We start from the raw sequence: 15,579 nt of genomic DNA, 5'->3' as shown, positions 1-15,579 counted from the left end.
GTGCTGACGGCGGTCGCTCAGAACCCGAGGCCGCCGAAGCCGAGGCCGCCGTAGCCCAGGCCGCCGAAGCCGGCCACCCCGTACCCGACGGTGGGGACGACCACGACGGGGACGACGGCGACGGCGACGGGGTAGTACCCGTACCCGTAGTTGCCGTAGCCGTAACGGCAGTTGTTGAAGCCGCCCCGGAAGCCGTTGCAGCCGCCGTAGCCGCCGCCACCGGTGACGACGCTCTGATGAGTGGAGGCGGGGGCCGCCGAAGCGGTTCCCGCGGCGCCGATCGCGGCTCCACCGGCCAGCAGCAGGCCGGCGGCGGACATCGCCGCGATGCGCCTCGCGCGCTGTACTCGCATGGGAAATACCTTTCTGCCGGACTTCCGTCCGCTACGCGGCACGTCCGCTATGCGGCACATGCACTGTGCGGCATTTCACTCATAGAGCTTAAATCCGGACACGACGGGCGGCATGTCGGGTGGTCACCGCCCGTGATCCTGCGAGGTCACCGGCCCGAAGCCGGCTCTTGAGCCGACCCCGGAGCCGATCCCGGGTCGGACCCCGGAGCCGATCCCGCGGCCGGCCCCGGAGTGGGGTCCAGGTACACCCGGCCGATCGCCGGGAACGCGGCGCGCAGCCGGTGCTCGGCCCGCTCGCAGGCCCACTCGATCTCGGCCGCCGTCGACACGTCCCGGAAGTCCACCTTGGCGGCGACCAGTGCCTCCTCCGGGCCCTGCACCAGCGTGGTCAGCTCCAGTACGGCCACGATGTGCTCGGACTTCAGCAGCTCCGCCCGGATCCGCTCCCGCACGGGCTTCGGCAGCGGCCGCCCGATGAGCAGCTCGGCGTTGGACCGGCCCAGCACCCAGGCGACGTACAGCAGGAGCAGGCCGATGAGGAGGGAGGCGAGGCCGTCCCAGAGGCCCGAGCCGGTCAGCTGGCCGCCGAGCAGGCCGCCGGCCGCGAGCACCAGCCCGACGAGCGCGGCCGAGTCCTCCATCACCACGGCCTTCACGGCGGTGTCCGGGGTGTGCCGGAGGTACAGCTTGAACGGCGCCTTGAAGCGGGCCGCCTCCCCGCGCGCCTGCCTGAGCCCGGTGCGCAGCGAGAAGCCCTCCAGCACGAAGGCGACGGCGAGCACGATGTACGACACCAGCGGGTCGCCCGGCTTCTCCCCGACCACCAGGGTGTGGATGCCGTCGTAGAGGGAGAAGACCGCGCCCCCGACGAAGGTGGCGACGGCGGCGAGCATGGCCCAGATGTACCGCTCGGGGCCGTAGCCCAGCGGATGCTCCTCGTCGGCGGGTTTCTCGCTGCGCTTGAGGGCGGTGAGCAGCAGCAGCTCGGTGACGGTGTCGGCGACCGAGTGCGCCGCCTCGGAGAGCATCGCGCTGGAGCCGCTGACGACTCCGGCGACCGCCTTGGCGAGCGCGATCCCGAGGTTGGCGACGGCGGCGACGATCACCGTCATGGTGCTCTCGCCGCCGCCCTGCGGGGTCTGTTCGAGGTGTTCGACTTGGGCCATGCCCCAGTTCTACCTGGGGACGCGGACCACACCCTCCTGGATCACGGAAATGGCGAGTGAACCGTCCTGGGTGTAGATCCGGGCCTGGCCGAGCCCGCGGCCGCCGTGCGCGGACGGCGACTCCTGGTCGTAGAGCAGCCACTCGTCGGCGCGGAACGGCCGGTGGAACCACATGGCGTGGTCCAGCGAGGCACCCACCACGTCCCCGACCGCCCAGCCACCGCGGCCATGCGCGAGCAGGACGGAGTCGAGGAGGGTCATGTCGGAGACGTAGGTCGCGAGGACGACGTGCAGCAGGGGGTCGTCGTCGAGTTTGCCGTTCGTCCGGAACCACACCTGGCTGTGCGGCTCGCGCGGCTCGCCGTACTTGCCGAACGGCGGCTCCTCGACGTAGCGCAGGTCGATCGCCTCGCGGGCCTCGAGGAACTTCTCGACGACGGCGGGGTCGAGGTGGCCGTAGTCGCGGAAGCGCTCCGCCGAGGTGGGCAGGGTCTCCGGGTCGGGCGCGGCGGGCATCGGGGCCTGGTGTTCGAGGCCCTCCTCGGCCAGCTGGAAGGAGGCCGACAGGGCGAAGATCGGCCGGCCGTGCTGGACGGCGACCGCGCGCCGGGTGGTGAAGGAGCGGCCGTCGCGGAGGCGCTCGACCGTGTAGACGATGGGCGCGCCCGGGTCGCCGGGGCGCAGGAAGTACGCGTGCAGCGAGTGGGCGTGCCGGTCCGCCGGGACGGTGCGCCCGGCGGCGACCAGCGCCTGGGCCGCGACCTGTCCGCCGAAGACGCGCGGGACGACGGCGGACCGGGACTGGCCGCGGAAGATGTTCTCCTCGATCTGCTCCAGGTCGAGCAGGTCGAGGAGATCACTTAGTGCCTGGTTCATGGCACCTTTTCTACTGGCGGGTTGTTGCGGCAGCCCTACAGGCCCATGTCCTTCGCGATGATCGTCTTCATGATCTCGCTGGTGCCACCGTAGATGCGGTTGACGCGGTTGTCCGCGTACAGGCGGGCGATCGGGTACTCGTTCATGAAGCCGTAGCCGCCGTGCAGCTGGAGGCAGCGGTCGATCACGCGGTGGGCGACCTCGGTGGTGAACAGCTTGGCGCTGGCGGCCTCGGCCGGGGTCAGCTCACCGGCGTCCAGGGCCTCCGTGGCGCGGTCGACGACGGCCTCGGCGGCGTCCACCTCGGCCTGGCAGGCGGCCAGCTCGAACTTGGTGTTCTGGAAGGCGGCGACGGGCTGGCCGAAGACGACGCGGTCCTGCACGTACTGCTTGGCGAACCGGACGGCGGCCTTGGCCTGCGCGTAGGCGCCGAAGGCGATGCCCCAGCGCTCGGAGGCGAGGTTGTGGCCGAGGTAGTAGAAGCCCTTGTTCTCCTCGCCGAGCAGGTCCTCGACCGGGACCTTGACGTCGACGAACGCGAGCTCGGCGGTGTCGGAGGTCTTGAGGCCCAGCTTGTCGAGCTTGCGGCCGACGGAGTACCCCTCCGCCTTCGTGTCCACCACGAAGAGCGAGATCCCGTGCCGACGGTCTTCCTTGGTCGGGGCGGAGGTCCGGGCGCACACGATCATCCGGTCGGCGTGCACGCCGCCCGTGATGAAGGTCTTGGCGCCGTTGAGGACGTAGTGCGTGCCGTCCTCGCTGAGCTTGGCGGTGGTCTTCATGCCCGCGAGGTCGGAGCCGGTGCCCGGCTCGGTCATCGCGATCGCCCACATCTCCTCGCCGGAGACGAACTTGGGCAGGTACTTCTTCTTCTGCTCGTCCGTCGCCAGCAGCTTTATGTACGGCAGGCCGAGCAGCACGTGCACGCCGGAGCCGCCGAAGGCGACGCCCGCGCGGGCGGTCTCCTCGTACAGGACGGCCTCGAACTTGTAGGAGTCGATGCCGGCGCCGCCGTACTCCTCGTCGACGCGGATACCGAAGACGCCGAGCTCGGCGAGCTTGTAGTAGAACTCGCGGGGGGCCTGGCCAGCTGCGAACCACTCGTCGTACACGGGTACGACCTCGGCCTCGATGAAGGCGCGGATGGTCTCCCGGAACGCCTCGTGATCCTCGTCGAACAACGTACGGCGCACGGCCGCCACCTCCACGGACTCCGGCATGTCTAAGCGCTTGCTCAGACCCCAAGGTACCGGTGGGTAGCCGACGGGTCCAGGGTGCAAGGCGGAGCGAGGGGGGTAACGCTCGTCACGCCCCCCGCCCCGGGGGGATGCACCGCCCCACTTCGGGATACGGCAGACCCGCACCTCACCGCCCACCAAAAATCCCGCCGCGACGGCGATCGGCCACGACGGCGCGGACCGGCGGCGCCGAACCGACCCCAGGCAGCTCGGCAGGCGCGGCGGGGCGGGAGCGGCAAGGCGCCGCCGTTCCCCCGCCCCTGCCCTCACTCCTCCCCCGCCGCCGCCCCGAACGCGCCCCTCGCCATCCGGTGGAGCAGGACTGCCGTCGCGCCGCGGCCCGGGAGGGAACCCGGTCGGCCCAAATGCGGGGTGGAGTTCAGGAGGCCGAAGACCGAGTGGACCGCGGAGCGCGCCGCGGGCTCCGCGAGCGCCGGGTAGACGCCGCGGAGGACCTCCACCCAGAGTTCGACGTACTGGCGCTGGAGCTGCCGCACCAGCTTGCGGTCGCTGTCGCGCAAGCGGTCCAGCTCCCGGTCGTGCAGGGTGATCAGTGGACGGTCGTCGAGGGCGAAGTCGATGTGGCCCTCGATGAAGGAGTCCAGGACCGCCGAGGGTGCGGTGTCCCCGTCGGCCTCCGCCAGACGGCGCCTGGCCCCCGTCAGCAGCTGCCCGCTGATCCCCACCAGCAGCTCCGCGAGCATCGCGTCCTTGCCCGCGAAGTGCCGGTAGAGACCGGGCCCGCTGATGCCGACCGCGGCACCTATCTCGTCCACGCCGACGCCGTGGAAGCCGCGCTCGGCGAACAGCCGGGCCGCCTCCTTGAGGATCTGCTCGCGGCGGGTCGGGGCGTCGGTTCTCGTGACCATGAGGCAATTCTAGACAGGGAGGTTAGCGGTCGTTAACCTGAAGGAAATGCGTTAACGCTCATTAACAAAGTGAGGGGATCGCGGCATGGACCAGGCACCGGAGCTGACGAGCGCGGCGGACCCCGCGTCGGAGGCCTTTCGGGCCAACGAGGAGGCGCACCGCGTCCTCGTGGACGAGCTGCGCGCCAAGCTCGCCGCGGCCGCGCTGGGCGGCGGCGAGAAGGCGCGCGCCCGGCACACCGCACGCGGGAAACTGCTGCCCCGGGACCGGGTGGACACCCTGCTCGATCCGGGGTCCCCGTTCCTGGAGCTGGCTCCCCTGGCCGCCGAGGGGATGTACGACGGGGCGGCCCCGGCCGCAGGCGTGATCGCCGGGATCGGGCGGGTCAGCGGCCGCGAGTGCGTGATCGTCGCCAACGACGCCACGGTCAAGGGCGGCACCTACTACCCGATGACCGTGAAGAAGCACCTGCGGGCGCAGGAGGTGGCCCTCGACAACCGCCTCCCGTGCGTCTACCTGGTCGACTCCGGCGGCGCCTTCCTCCCCATGCAGGACGAGGTCTTCCCGGACCGCGACCACTTCGGGCGGATCTTCTACAACCAGGCCCGGATGTCGGGGGCGGGCATCCCGCAGATCGCGGCCGTCCTCGGATCGTGCACCGCCGGCGGCGCGTACGTCCCGGCGATGAGCGACGAGGCCGTCATCGTCCGGAACCAGGGGACAATCTTCCTCGGCGGCCCCCCGCTGGTGAAGGCCGCCACCGGCGAGGTCGTGACCGCCGAGGAACTGGGCGGCGGCGAGGTCCACTCCCGCGTCTCCGGTGTCACCGACCACCTCGCCGAGGACGACGCGCACGCCCTCCGCATCGTCCGGAACATCGTCGCCACCCTCCCCGTCCGGCGCTCCCTGCCCTGGGAGGTCACCCCGGCCGTCGAGCCCAAGGCCGACCCCTACGGCCTCTACGGCGCCGTCCCGGTCGACCCCCGCACCCCCTACGACGTCCGCGAGATCATCGCCCGGGTCGTCGACGGCTCCCGGTTCGCCGAGTTCAAGAGCGAGTTCGGGCAGACCCTCGTCACCGGCTTCGCCCGCATCCACGGCCACCCGGTCGGCATCGTCGCCAACAACGGCATCCTCTTCTCCGAGTCCGCCCAGAAGGGCGCCCACTTCATCGAGCTCTGCGACCAGCGCGGCATCCCGCTGGTGTTCCTGCAGAACATCTCCGGCTTCATGGTCGGCAAGGACTACGAGGCCGGCGGCATCGCCAAGCACGGCGCGAAGATGGTCACGGCGGTGGCCTGCACGCGGGTGCCGAAGCTGACCTTCGTCGTGGGCGGTTCGTACGGCGCGGGCAACTACTCCATGTGCGGCAGGGCCTACTCCCCCCGCTTCCTGTGGATGTGGCCCAACGCCAAGATCTCCGTCATGGGCGGCGAGCAGGCCGCCGGCGTGCTGGCCACGGTCAAGCGGGACCAGCTGGAGGCGCGGGGCGAGTCGTGGCCCGCCGACGAGGAAGAGGCCTTCAAGGCGCCCGTCCGCGCCCAGTACGAGCACCAGGGCAACGCCTACTACGCGACGGCCCGCCTCTGGGACGACGGGGTCATCGACCCGCTCGACACCCGGCAGGTGCTGGGACTGGCCCTGACGGCCTGTGGCAACGCGCCGCTGGGTGAGCCCCAGTTCGGCGTCTTCCGGATGTGAGGAGGGGACTCGTGTTCGACACCGTACTCGTGGCCAACCGGGGCGAGATCGCCGTCCGGGTCATCCGTACGCTGCGCTCGCTGGGCGTCCGCTCGGTGGCCGTGTACTCCGACGCCGACGCGGACGCCCGGCATGTCCGGGAGGCCGACACCGCGGTCCGGATCGGTCCGGCGCCGGCGGGCGAGAGCTATCTGTCGGTGGCGCGGCTGCTGGCGGCGGCCGCGGTGAGCGGTGCCCAGGCGGTCCACCCCGGGTACGGCTTCCTCGCCGAGAACGCCACCTTCGCGCGGGCATGCGAGGAGGCCGGGCTTGCCTTCATCGGCCCGCCCGCGGACGCGATCGCGCTGATGGGCGACAAGATCCGCGCGAAGGAGACGGTGCAGGCGGCCGGGGTGCCGGTGGTGCCCGGCGGTCGCGACCCCGAACTGGCCGACGCGGCACGCGCATTGGGCGCCCCCGTACTCCTCAAGCCCTCCGCCGGTGGCGGCGGCAAGGGCATGCGGCTGGTGCGCGACCTGGCCCTCCTGGACGAGGAGATCGCGGCCGCCCGCCGCGAGGCCCGCGCCTCCTTCGGCGACGACACCCTCCTCGTCGAGCGGTGGATCGACCGGCCCCGGCACATCGAGATCCAGGTCCTGGCCGACGGCCACGGCAACGTCGTCCACCTCGGCGAGCGCGAGTGCTCGCTCCAGCGCCGGCACCAGAAGGTGATCGAGGAGGCGCCGTCGGTCCTGCTCGACGAGGCGACCCGGGCGGCGATGGGCGAGGCCGCGGTGCAGGCGGCGCGCTCGTGCGGGTACGTCGGCGCGGGCACGGTGGAGTTCATCGTGCCGGGCGGCACTGTGCCTGTCGGGGGGACACCCCCCGAACCCCCCGTGTCGTCGTTCTACTTCATGGAGATGAACACCCGCCTCCAGGTGGAGCATCCCGTCACTGAGCTGGTCACCGGCCTTGACCTGGTGGAGTGGCAGCTGCGGGTGGCGGCCGGCGAGCAACTGCCCTTCGCGCAGGACGACATCACACTCACCGGGCACGCCGTGGAGGCCCGGATCTGCGCCGAGACCGTGTCGGTCAAAGAGGGCGCACGCGGCTTCCTGCCCACCGGCGGCACGGTGCTGCTGTTGCGGGAACCGCACGGCGACGGCGTCCGCACCGACTCCGGGCTCCGCGAGGGCACCGAGGTCGGCAGCCTGTACGACCCGATGCTGTCCAAGGTGATCGCGTACGGCCCGGACCGCGCGACCGCGCTCCGCAAGCTCCGCCGGGCCCTCGCGGAGACGGTCACGCTGGGCGTGCAGACCAACGCGGGTTTCCTGCGCCGTCTCCTCGCCCATCCGGCCGTGCTGGCGGGCGAGTTGGACACGGGTCTGGTCGAGCGGGTGATGGACGACCTGGTCTCCACGGACGTACCGGACGAGGTGTACGAGGCGGCGGCGGCCGTACGCCTGGAGGCGCTGAAGCCGGTCGCGGCGGACGGGCGCTGGACGGACCCCTTCTCCGTGCCCAGCGGCTGGCGCATCGGCGGTACTCCCAGGCCCGTCGGCTTCCACCTCCGGGTGCAGGACCCGGTGGAGTACGTCCCGCGCGGCACGCACACCGTCACCGCCGACCGCGTGTCGGTGGACCTGGACGGCGTCCGGCACACCTTCCACCGTGCCGCCGACTGGCTCGGCCGGGACGGCGACGCCTGGCAGGTCCGCGACCACGACCCGGTCGCCGCCTCGCTGAGCCGCAGCGTCCACGCCGGTGCCGACTCCCTCACCGCGCCGATGCCCGGCACGGTGACCGTCGTGAAGGTCGCCGTCGGGGACGAGGTCACCGCCGGTCAGAGCCTGCTGGTGGTGGAGGCGATGAAGATGGAGCACGTCATCTCCGCCCCGCACGCCGGCACGGTCGCCGAACTCGACGTGAAGCCCGGCGCCACGGTCGCCATGGACCAGGTGCTGGCCGTGATCGCCCCGCACGAGGACGAGGAGGAGACGGCATGACCGCCCAGGAGTCCGGCCTCCCCATGGTCGTACCGGCGACCGACCTCCCCGCCCGGGTCCGCATCCACGAGGTCGGCGCCCGCGACGGACTGCAGAACGAGAAGACGGCCGTACCGACTGAGGTCAAGGCCGAGTTCATCCACCGCCTGGCCGACGCGGGCCTGACGACGATCGAGGCGACCAGCTTCGTCCACCCCAAGTGGGTGCCCCAACTCGCCGACGCGGAGGACCTGTTCCCCCAGCTCGCCGATCTGCGGGGCGTCGCCCTCCCGGTCCTGGTCCCCAACCAGCGCGGCCTGGACCGTGCCCTCGGCCTCGGCGCCCGCCGGGTCGCCGTCTTCGCCAGCGCCACCGAGTCCTTCGCCGAGGCCAACCTCAACCGCTCGCTGGACGAGTCCCTGGCCGTCTTCGACCCGGTCGTCCGGCAGGCGAAGGACGCCGACGTGCACGTCCGCGGTTACGTCTCGATGTGCTTCGGCGACCCCTGGGAGGGCGCCGTCCCGCTCCACCAGGTGGTCCGGGTCTGCAAGGCGCTGCGCGACATGGGCTGCGACGAGCTGAGCCTCGGCGACACGATCGGGGTCGCCACGCCGGGCCATGTCCTGGAACTGCTCTCCCTGCTCAACGAGGAAGGCGTGCCGACGAACGTCATCGGCGTGCACTTCCACGACACCTACGGCCAGGCGCTCGCCAACACCTACGCGGCCCTGGAACACGGCGTGACGACGGTCGACGCGTCCGCCGGCGGGCTCGGCGGCTGCCCGTACGCCAAGTCCGCCACCGGCAACCTCGCCACCGAGGACCTGGTCTGGATGCTCCAGGGCCTCGGCATCGAGACCGGAGTAGACCTCGGCAAACTCACCGCCACCAGCGTGTGGATGGCCGAACAACTGGGCCGACCCAGCCCGTCCCGTACCGTCCGCGCCCTCTCCCACCAGGAGTGACGACCATGGACCACCGCCTCTCCCCCGAACTGGAAGAACTCCGCCGTACGGTGGAGGAGTTCGCGCACGACGTCGTGGCGCCGAAGATCGGCGACTTCTACGAGCGGCACGAGTTCCCGTACGAGATCGTCCGCGAGATGGGCCGCATGGGCCTGTTCGGGCTGCCGTTCCCCGAGGAGTACGGCGGCATGGGCGGCGACTACCTGGCCCTCGGCATCGCCCTGGAGGAGCTGGCCCGGGTGGACTCCTCGGTCGCCATCACCCTCGAAGCCGGAGTCTCCCTGGGCGCCATGCCCATCCACCTCTTCGGCACGGCCGACCAGAAGCGCGAATGGCTCCCCCGCCTCTGCTCCGGCGAGCTCCTCGGCGCCTTCGGCCTCACGGAGCCGGACGGCGGCAGCGACGCGGGCGCCACCCGCACCACCGCCCGCCTGGACCCCGCCACCGACGAGTGGGTGATCAACGGCAGCAAGTGCTTCATCACCAACTCGGGCACGGACATCACGGGGTTGGTGACGGTCACCGCGGTGACCGGCCGCAAGCCGGACGGCAAGCCGCTGATCTCCTCGATCATCGTCCCCTCCGGCACCCCCGGCTTCTCGGTCGCCGCCCCCTACTCCAAGGTCGGCTGGAACGCCTCCGACACCCGCGAGCTGTCCTTCGCCGACGTCCGGGTCCCGGCCGCCAACCTGCTCGGCGCGGAGGGCCGCGGCTACGCCCAGTTCCTCCGCATCCTCGACGAGGGCCGCATCGCCATCGCGGCCCTGGCCACCGGCCTGGCCCAGGGCTGCGTCGACGAGTCGGTGAAGTACGCGAAGGAACGGCACGCCTTCGGCCGCCCGATCGGCGCCAACCAGGCCATCCAGTTCAAGATCGCCGACATGGAGATGAAGGCCCACACGGCCCGCCTGGCCTGGCGCGACGCGGCCTCCCGTCTGGTCGCCGGCGAACCCTTCAAGAAGGAGGCGGCCCTCGCCAAGCTCTACTCCTCCACCGTCGCCGTCGACAACGCCCGCGACGCCACCCAGGTCCACGGCGGCTACGGCTTCATGAACGAGTACCCGGTGGCCCGGATGTGGCGCGACTCCAAGATCCTGGAGATCGGGGAGGGCACGAGCGAGGTGCAGCGGATGCTGATCGCACGGGAGCTGGGGCTGGTGAGCTGAGGCCGGCCGGCGGCTTCCCCGATCACGGGATTCCTGCCGGGCCGCGCGTCAGTTCGCGGTCGTGGTGGTGCGGTGCGGCATCAGTTCGCCGTGGCGGTGGTGTGGTGCGGCCGGTTGCGTACCAGCAGGGCCGAGACCACGGCCGCGCACAGGAACACGGCGGCGACGACGGTCATGCCGGCGTGGACGCCGGAGGTGAAGGCGTCGCCGATCGCGGCGGTCACGTTCGGCGGCGTCGCCCCGTGGCCGCCGCCGGTGCCCGTGGAGACGGCGTGCTCGACGGCCGGCCAGGCGGCCCGGGGGACGTGGTGCGCGTCGAGCCGGTCGGGCAGCCGGGACTGGAGCCGACTGGCGAGCAGGGCGCCGAGCAGGGCGGAGCCGGTGACCGACCCGATCTGGCGGAAAGCGTTGACGGCCCCGGAAGCCATGCCGGCATGTTCATGGGAGACGCTGACCAGGGCGGCGGCGGTGCTCGGCGCGGCCACCATCCCGGACGCGGTGCCGAAGAGCACGTACAGCCACCACACCCGGGCGTAGGGGGTGGTCGGCTCCACCGTGGTGAACCCGGCCGTGGCGGCGGCTCCGACGAGGAAGCCCAGGGTCAGCGGCAGTTTGAAGCCGGTACGTCGGATCACGCGTCCGGTCGCGTAGGCGACGACGACGTAGACGCCGAAGAAGGCCAGCAGCCGCCAGCCCACGTCCAGGGCGGAGAGCTGCTGGACACGCTCGTAGAAGAGCACCGAGAGGATGGCCACCCCGGTGAAGCCGAACAGGGAGACGGCCGCGACGAACATGACGGCGCTGAACGACGGCGACCGGAACAGGCTCATGTCCAGCATGGGGGTGCGGGCGGCCCGCTCGACGAGGACGAAGCCGCTCAGCGCCGCTGCCGCGACGACCCAGGCGACGAGGATCCGGGGGCTGGTGTAGCCGTCGTGCCCGCCTTCGATGAGGGCGTAGACGAGGGCGGCTATGCCCAGGGCGGCCAGCACCTGGCCCGGGATGTCGAGCTTGCCGGCGGGGCCGCGCGACTCGGCGACGAAGACGGCGGCGGCCATGGTGACGACCGCGAGGGCGGCGGTCGACAGGAAGACGGTGTTCCAGTGGAAGTGGTCCAGCAGGGTGCCCGCGATCAGCGGTCCTGCGGCGAGTCCGATGCCGGAGGCGGCCGCCCAGGCGGTGACGACCTCGGTGCGTCGGTGCGGGTCCGGGAAGGCGGCGCCCAGGATGGCCAGGCTGTTGGGCAGGATGAGGGCGCCGCCGAGGCCGGAGACGAGCTGGCCGGCGATGACGCCCCCGGTCGAACCCGCCGCGAAGACGGTGAGCGACCCGACGATCATGACCACGGCACCGGCGAGGAAGGCGCGCTTGCGGCCGTAGAGGTTGCCGATGGTGCCCGCGGACATCACCAGGCTGGCCACGAGCAGGGTGTACGCGGAGGGGATCCAGACGAGGCCGGTCGGGGAGACGTGCAGGTCGTCCTGGATGGCCGAGAGGGCCGACACCGATGCGGTGATCAGCAGGAAGGTCGTCATCGCGCCCAGGCACATCGCGACGAGGGTGACGGCCGCCGCGCGCCGGGAGGGCTGGTCGGAGCGGGAGGGAGGCCGGTCGCCGGGTTGCCGGTCGGTCCGCTTGAGCCGGCCCGGTGCGGGGGTGGGGGTGGAAGCCATCGTGTCCTCGTCTCGGCCGAGCTGCGGGCAGTGGGCGGCAGTGCCCTCGACGACCCGAGCTGACTTACGATTGCAGAAGTCAGCTGTGACGTTATAGGCTGACTTCGCATGAGGCAAGTCAGGCGGAGGGTGGAGAGAGGGAGCGTGGAGAGATGACGGACCTGGTGCGGGAGCGGGACGCCTGGTCCATGGCCAACTGCTCCGTCGCCCGGACTCTGGAGATCGCCGGCAACAGGACGGCGATGCTGATCATGCGCGAGGCGTTCTTCGGCACCCGCCGCTTCGACGACTTCGCCCGGCGGGTGGGCATCGGCGAACCCGCCGCCGCGGCGCGCCTGAAGGAGCTGACGGCCGCCGGACTCCTGGAACGCGTGCCGTACCAGGAACCCGGCCAGCGGACCCGGTACGCCTACCGGCTGACCGACAAGGGACGGGACTTCCTGCCCGTCCTCACGGCGTTGCGGCAGTGGGGCGACACCTGGGCCGCGGACGAACAGGGGCCCCCGGTGGTCGTACGCCACCGGGACTGCGGCGCCGCGGTGCACGCGGTGCTGCGCTGCGACGACGGCCACGACGTGCGACGCGGGGAGTCGTTCGTCGACGCGGGCCCGGGCCTCATCCGCGTCGGCTCGGAGAGCCCCGAACCCGACGGCGACAGCGACAGCGACTGATACGCCCGGCACCGCCCCCCCCCAGGAAGCACTACGAGGAGTTGTCTTGACGCTCGACTTCCAGCCCGGACAGACGTCCAGGTCACGTACGTTCAGCTGGGGAGACCCGGCCGTGTCCGCCGGCGCCGTCCCGGACCACAGCGGTCTCGGCTTCCTCCGCGAGATCCTGGCCGGGCGCCTGCCCGCACCGCCGATCACCGCCGCCCTGGGTATCACCCTGAAGGAGGCCGAGTACGGCCGGGCGGTCTTCGCGCTGGTGCCGGGCGAGGAGCACTACAACCCGATAGGCAGCGTCCACGGCGGCGTCTACGCCACGCTCCTCGACTCGGCGGCCGGCTGCGCGGTGCAGTCCGTGCTGCCCCAGGGCACCGGGTACACCTCGATCGACCTGACCCTGAAGTTCCTGCGCCCGATCACCGTCGGCACCGGCAAGATCCGCGCCATCGGCACCGTCCTCAACAGCGGCCGCCGCACGGCCCTCGCCCAGGCGGAACTCCGCGACTCCGAGGACCGGTTGCTGGCCCATGCGACCAGCAGCTGCATGCTCTTCCCGGTCGGGGGCAGCCAGGAAAAGTGAGCCTGGGGGACGGTGCCGGCCCACGGGAACCACCGAGCGAGGTTCCCGCAGGCCGACGCACATCCCAGCGCGCCCCTGCACGGCGGCCTCTTCGTCTTCGTCCCGAAGCTGCCGGGACCGTTCATCGGTCCGGCAGGCAGGAGCGGAATCGGTGGAGCAGCTCCAGTGCCGCAGGGCTCTCCGCGTCGAAGGTCTGGCCTTGTTGCTCGACAGGAAGACCCGGCCCCCAGATGCGGGCACCGTGACAGCGGAAGCAGAAGGCGATCTCGAAGAGCTGCTCGGAGGAGCTGTGCGCCCGGATTCCCCAGCCCGGGAGGAAGCAGCGGTACGGCTCGCTTCCCGGCAGGCCGGCGATCAGAGCCAGTGCCTGCCGGGCTTGGTCTCCCTCCCAGATCGCGGCAATGTCGCCGGCCAGGTCCTCCGAACCGAGGTGCCTGACGGGGTCGGTGATGCGGACGACCTCGATGAGTTCGGTCTTCCCGTGCGTGGGCGGCAGCAGCATGCCCCCAGCCTCTCAACGACAGCGCCTGGACGTCAGCGGAACAGCTCGGGCACCGGGCAGGCCGACCGGACACCTCCGCAGCGCCCCGGCCATCGTTACTCCCGCAGCCTGCCGAGCGGCCTCGGAAGGCTCCGGGCGCATAGTCGGTGGCGATGACCGTCCCTCCACACAGCAGGCCGACTCCCACCAGGATGAGGAAGACGCAGTTGTTCTGGCCTGACAAGCCCGGACGCTTCCCCTGGGAGGACGGAGTGACCGACCACTGCCGGACGAGCCAACCACTGCTCTGGATCCCGAAGTCCGACACCGAGGGACCGTGGTCCCACGTCGCGTGAAGGCCACCCGTGCTGCCTCCGGCACACACAGCACCGAGAGCAGCGCCTTCTGATCTGTAGCTCCGTAGAGATCGGTCATGAAGGTCATACAGGCTGCTGTACCGCATCACAGATCCACTCGGGTCTCCGTCTCCGTGCTCCCCTGCCGCAACACGACGTGGGCCGGCCGGAACGGCAGACCGCGAAGGGTCGGCTCCATCACCTTGAACAGCGCCTCCGCATCAGCCCCGTAGGCGTACAGGACGGCTTCGCCTCCGCCGAACTCGTTCCCGTCCATCTCACCGACCCCCGCCTCTTCGACGGCGGCCGTCATGGTGCGCTCAGCGTCAAAGACCGCCTCCCGCTCGGCACGCGAACCGTACTGGTCGTCGCTCAGCCGGTAGTGAGCAATGACGGCCTCTTCCGCTGTCTCCGGTTCGGGAAGATCAAAGAGCGTGTCCATACGGGCACGATGCCACCAACCTCTGACTGTCAGTCTCTTCGTACCGGATCCCGCAAGGATCGGGTGGTCCCGGCCGTGTCGGTCTGACCCTTGCTTATGACTGACCCTGTGGGTGTCCTGGCGTTGATCTGTCGACCGTCCGGCCGGGCACGCAGCAAGCGCTGCCGCCGGGCGGACGTGACCTGCCCCAGACCGGCCCACTCGGTCAGCTGGTCGTACGTCGCCATCGAACGATCCTCTTCCGCAGGCTGTGGCCCTGACCCTATCGAGCCGGTCTGAGGTCAAGGCACGGCCGCACTTGCCGGACAGCCAGCCCTTAGGTCCGGCAACGTGTGCCGTCGGCTCCTTCATTGCTGCGAGCAGCCGCACCTTCCGGCCTGTCCGTGGCACGCCGGGCCTTCACCAGATAGCCCGCGAAGCTAACGTCCGGCCTGGCCTTCACCCACCCGTCCGCCTCGCGCACCGGCACGAGCACGGTCGTGCCCGGAACGGGGGAGTTCACCTTTTCCACAGCGCCCGGGGGTACCCCGTAGCGGCAGTGCACCTCGACGATCGACACCACCTCCAGCGAGGCGGTTGCGTGCCCCTCCCCCTGGCCGTGATGCTCCTCGCGGAAGTCGATCTCATCGGCCCGTTCGCTGCCAATGACGTCGGCGTAATCCTCTGGATCGACCTCCAACAGCGTCCAGGAGACGACATCCCCTGGCGCGAAGCTCTGACCGCAGCACTGGATCTGCCAGTCATCGACCCAAATCGTCAACGTCATGCCGCCATTGTCCGCCGAGCGACCCGAGCTCATCCGGGGCCCCGCGCATGATCTACGACATCCGCTCCAGGAGTTCGGTCTACGCCCGCCTCCGGGTCCGTCGTCAGGTGGTCCGACGGTCGCCGGGGGGGCTGTATGCCGCCGTCCGGCCTCGTTGATGTCAGCCGTGGATGGCAGACGGCTCTGGCATCCTGCGCCAGTGAGAATGACCGGGCCGCCTTCTGGGCACTGACAGCCGTCCTGAACAGCAAGCCACGCAGGCGAGTTGTCAGCGCCTGGCCGAGGACACCCTGCTCGTCGAGCCACCCCGA

General features: G+C 71.0%; 15 protein-coding genes. 6 read left to right on the top strand and 9 right to left on the bottom strand.

Going from position 1 to position 15,579, the window contains the following annotated elements; all coding sequences use genetic code 11:
- Positions 1–17: 17 nt before the first annotated feature.
- From ABZ887_RS16060 to ABZ887_RS16040, 5 genes are all read right to left on the bottom strand, one after another.
- Positions 18–353: a hypothetical protein gene (locus ABZ887_RS16060; RefSeq protein ID WP_361288867.1), complete on the bottom strand. Its 336-nt coding sequence runs from the start codon at positions 351–353 to the stop codon at positions 18–20.
- A gap of 146 nt (positions 354–499) precedes the next feature.
- Positions 500–1,519 (bottom strand): cation diffusion facilitator family transporter, encoded by a 1,020-nt coding sequence (locus ABZ887_RS16055; RefSeq protein ID WP_361288864.1) that lies wholly within the window; start codon positions 1,517–1,519, stop codon positions 500–502.
- A gap of 9 nt (positions 1,520–1,528) precedes the next feature.
- Positions 1,529–2,395: an acyl-CoA thioesterase II gene (tesB, locus tag ABZ887_RS16050; RefSeq protein WP_361288861.1), complete on the bottom strand. Its 867-nt coding sequence runs from the start codon at positions 2,393–2,395 to the stop codon at positions 1,529–1,531.
- Between the two features lie 35 nt (positions 2,396–2,430).
- On the bottom strand, positions 2,431–3,588 hold the full coding sequence (locus ABZ887_RS16045) for an acyl-CoA dehydrogenase family protein (RefSeq protein WP_361289305.1): 1,158 nt from the start codon (positions 3,586–3,588) through the stop codon (positions 2,431–2,433).
- Between the two features lie 311 nt (positions 3,589–3,899).
- Entirely contained in the window at positions 3,900–4,502 is a 603-nt protein-coding gene (locus ABZ887_RS16040; protein ID WP_361288858.1) for a TetR/AcrR family transcriptional regulator, read from the bottom strand.
- A gap of 85 nt (positions 4,503–4,587) precedes the next feature.
- Between ABZ887_RS16040 and ABZ887_RS16035 the strand changes: the two genes are divergently transcribed.
- Genes ABZ887_RS16035 through ABZ887_RS16020 form a run of 4 tightly spaced genes read left to right on the top strand, consistent with a single transcriptional unit; the run spans position 4,588 to position 10,302 of the window.
- Entirely contained in the window at positions 4,588–6,204 is a 1,617-nt protein-coding gene (locus ABZ887_RS16035) for a carboxyl transferase domain-containing protein (RefSeq protein WP_361288855.1), read from the top strand.
- Between the two features lie 11 nt (positions 6,205–6,215).
- Positions 6,216–8,192 (top strand): biotin carboxylase N-terminal domain-containing protein, encoded by a 1,977-nt coding sequence (locus ABZ887_RS16030; RefSeq protein WP_361288852.1) that lies wholly within the window; start codon positions 6,216–6,218, stop codon positions 8,190–8,192.
- A complete protein-coding gene (locus ABZ887_RS16025; RefSeq protein WP_361288849.1) occupies positions 8,189–9,136 on the top strand; it encodes a hydroxymethylglutaryl-CoA lyase in 948 nt (315 codons plus the stop codon). The genes ABZ887_RS16030 and ABZ887_RS16025 overlap by 4 nt, the downstream gene beginning before the upstream one ends.
- 5 nt (positions 9,137–9,141) lie before the next feature.
- Positions 9,142–10,302 carry an acyl-CoA dehydrogenase family protein gene (locus ABZ887_RS16020; RefSeq protein ID WP_361288846.1) on the top strand — a complete coding sequence of 387 codons (1,161 nt, stop codon included), beginning with the start codon at positions 9,142–9,144 and terminating at the stop codon, positions 10,300–10,302.
- Positions 10,303–10,382: 80 nt separating this feature from the next.
- Here the strand turns inward: ABZ887_RS16020 and ABZ887_RS16015 are convergent, their stop codons facing one another.
- Positions 10,383–11,975, bottom strand: a complete 1,593-nt coding sequence (locus tag ABZ887_RS16015; protein WP_361288843.1) for an MFS transporter — start codon at positions 11,973–11,975, stop codon at positions 10,383–10,385.
- A 152-nt stretch (positions 11,976–12,127) separates the two neighbouring features.
- Here ABZ887_RS16015 and ABZ887_RS16010 point away from each other — a divergent pair, with 152 nt between their 5' ends.
- Positions 12,128–12,646: a helix-turn-helix domain-containing protein gene (locus ABZ887_RS16010; protein WP_361288840.1), complete on the top strand. Its 519-nt coding sequence runs from the start codon at positions 12,128–12,130 to the stop codon at positions 12,644–12,646.
- Between the two features lie 46 nt (positions 12,647–12,692).
- Positions 12,693–13,223, top strand: coding sequence for a PaaI family thioesterase (locus ABZ887_RS16005; protein WP_361288837.1), 531 nt, complete (start codon positions 12,693–12,695; stop codon positions 13,221–13,223).
- Positions 13,224–13,344: 121 nt separating this feature from the next.
- On the opposite strand, the gene ABZ887_RS16000 is transcribed toward ABZ887_RS16005, so the two are convergent.
- The 3 genes from ABZ887_RS16000 to ABZ887_RS15990 all read right to left on the bottom strand — a co-directional run bounded on the left by ABZ887_RS16000 (position 13,345) and on the right by ABZ887_RS15990 (position 15,268).
- Positions 13,345–13,725, bottom strand: coding sequence for a hypothetical protein (locus tag ABZ887_RS16000; RefSeq protein WP_361288834.1), 381 nt, complete (start codon positions 13,723–13,725; stop codon positions 13,345–13,347).
- Between the two features lie 441 nt (positions 13,726–14,166).
- Complete coding sequence (locus ABZ887_RS15995; RefSeq protein ID WP_361288831.1) at positions 14,167–14,502, bottom strand: hypothetical protein; 336 nt, start codon at positions 14,500–14,502, stop codon at positions 14,167–14,169.
- Between the two features lie 316 nt (positions 14,503–14,818).
- Positions 14,819–15,268, bottom strand: coding sequence for a DUF6578 domain-containing protein (locus tag ABZ887_RS15990; protein WP_361288828.1), 450 nt, complete (start codon positions 15,266–15,268; stop codon positions 14,819–14,821).
- Positions 15,269–15,579 lie beyond the last annotated feature (311 nt).

The organism is Streptomyces sp. NPDC047061, assembly GCF_040643955.1.
Lineage (GTDB): Bacteria > Actinomycetota > Actinomycetes > Streptomycetales > Streptomycetaceae > Streptomyces.
This window is presented reverse-complemented; position numbering and strand designations above follow the sequence as displayed.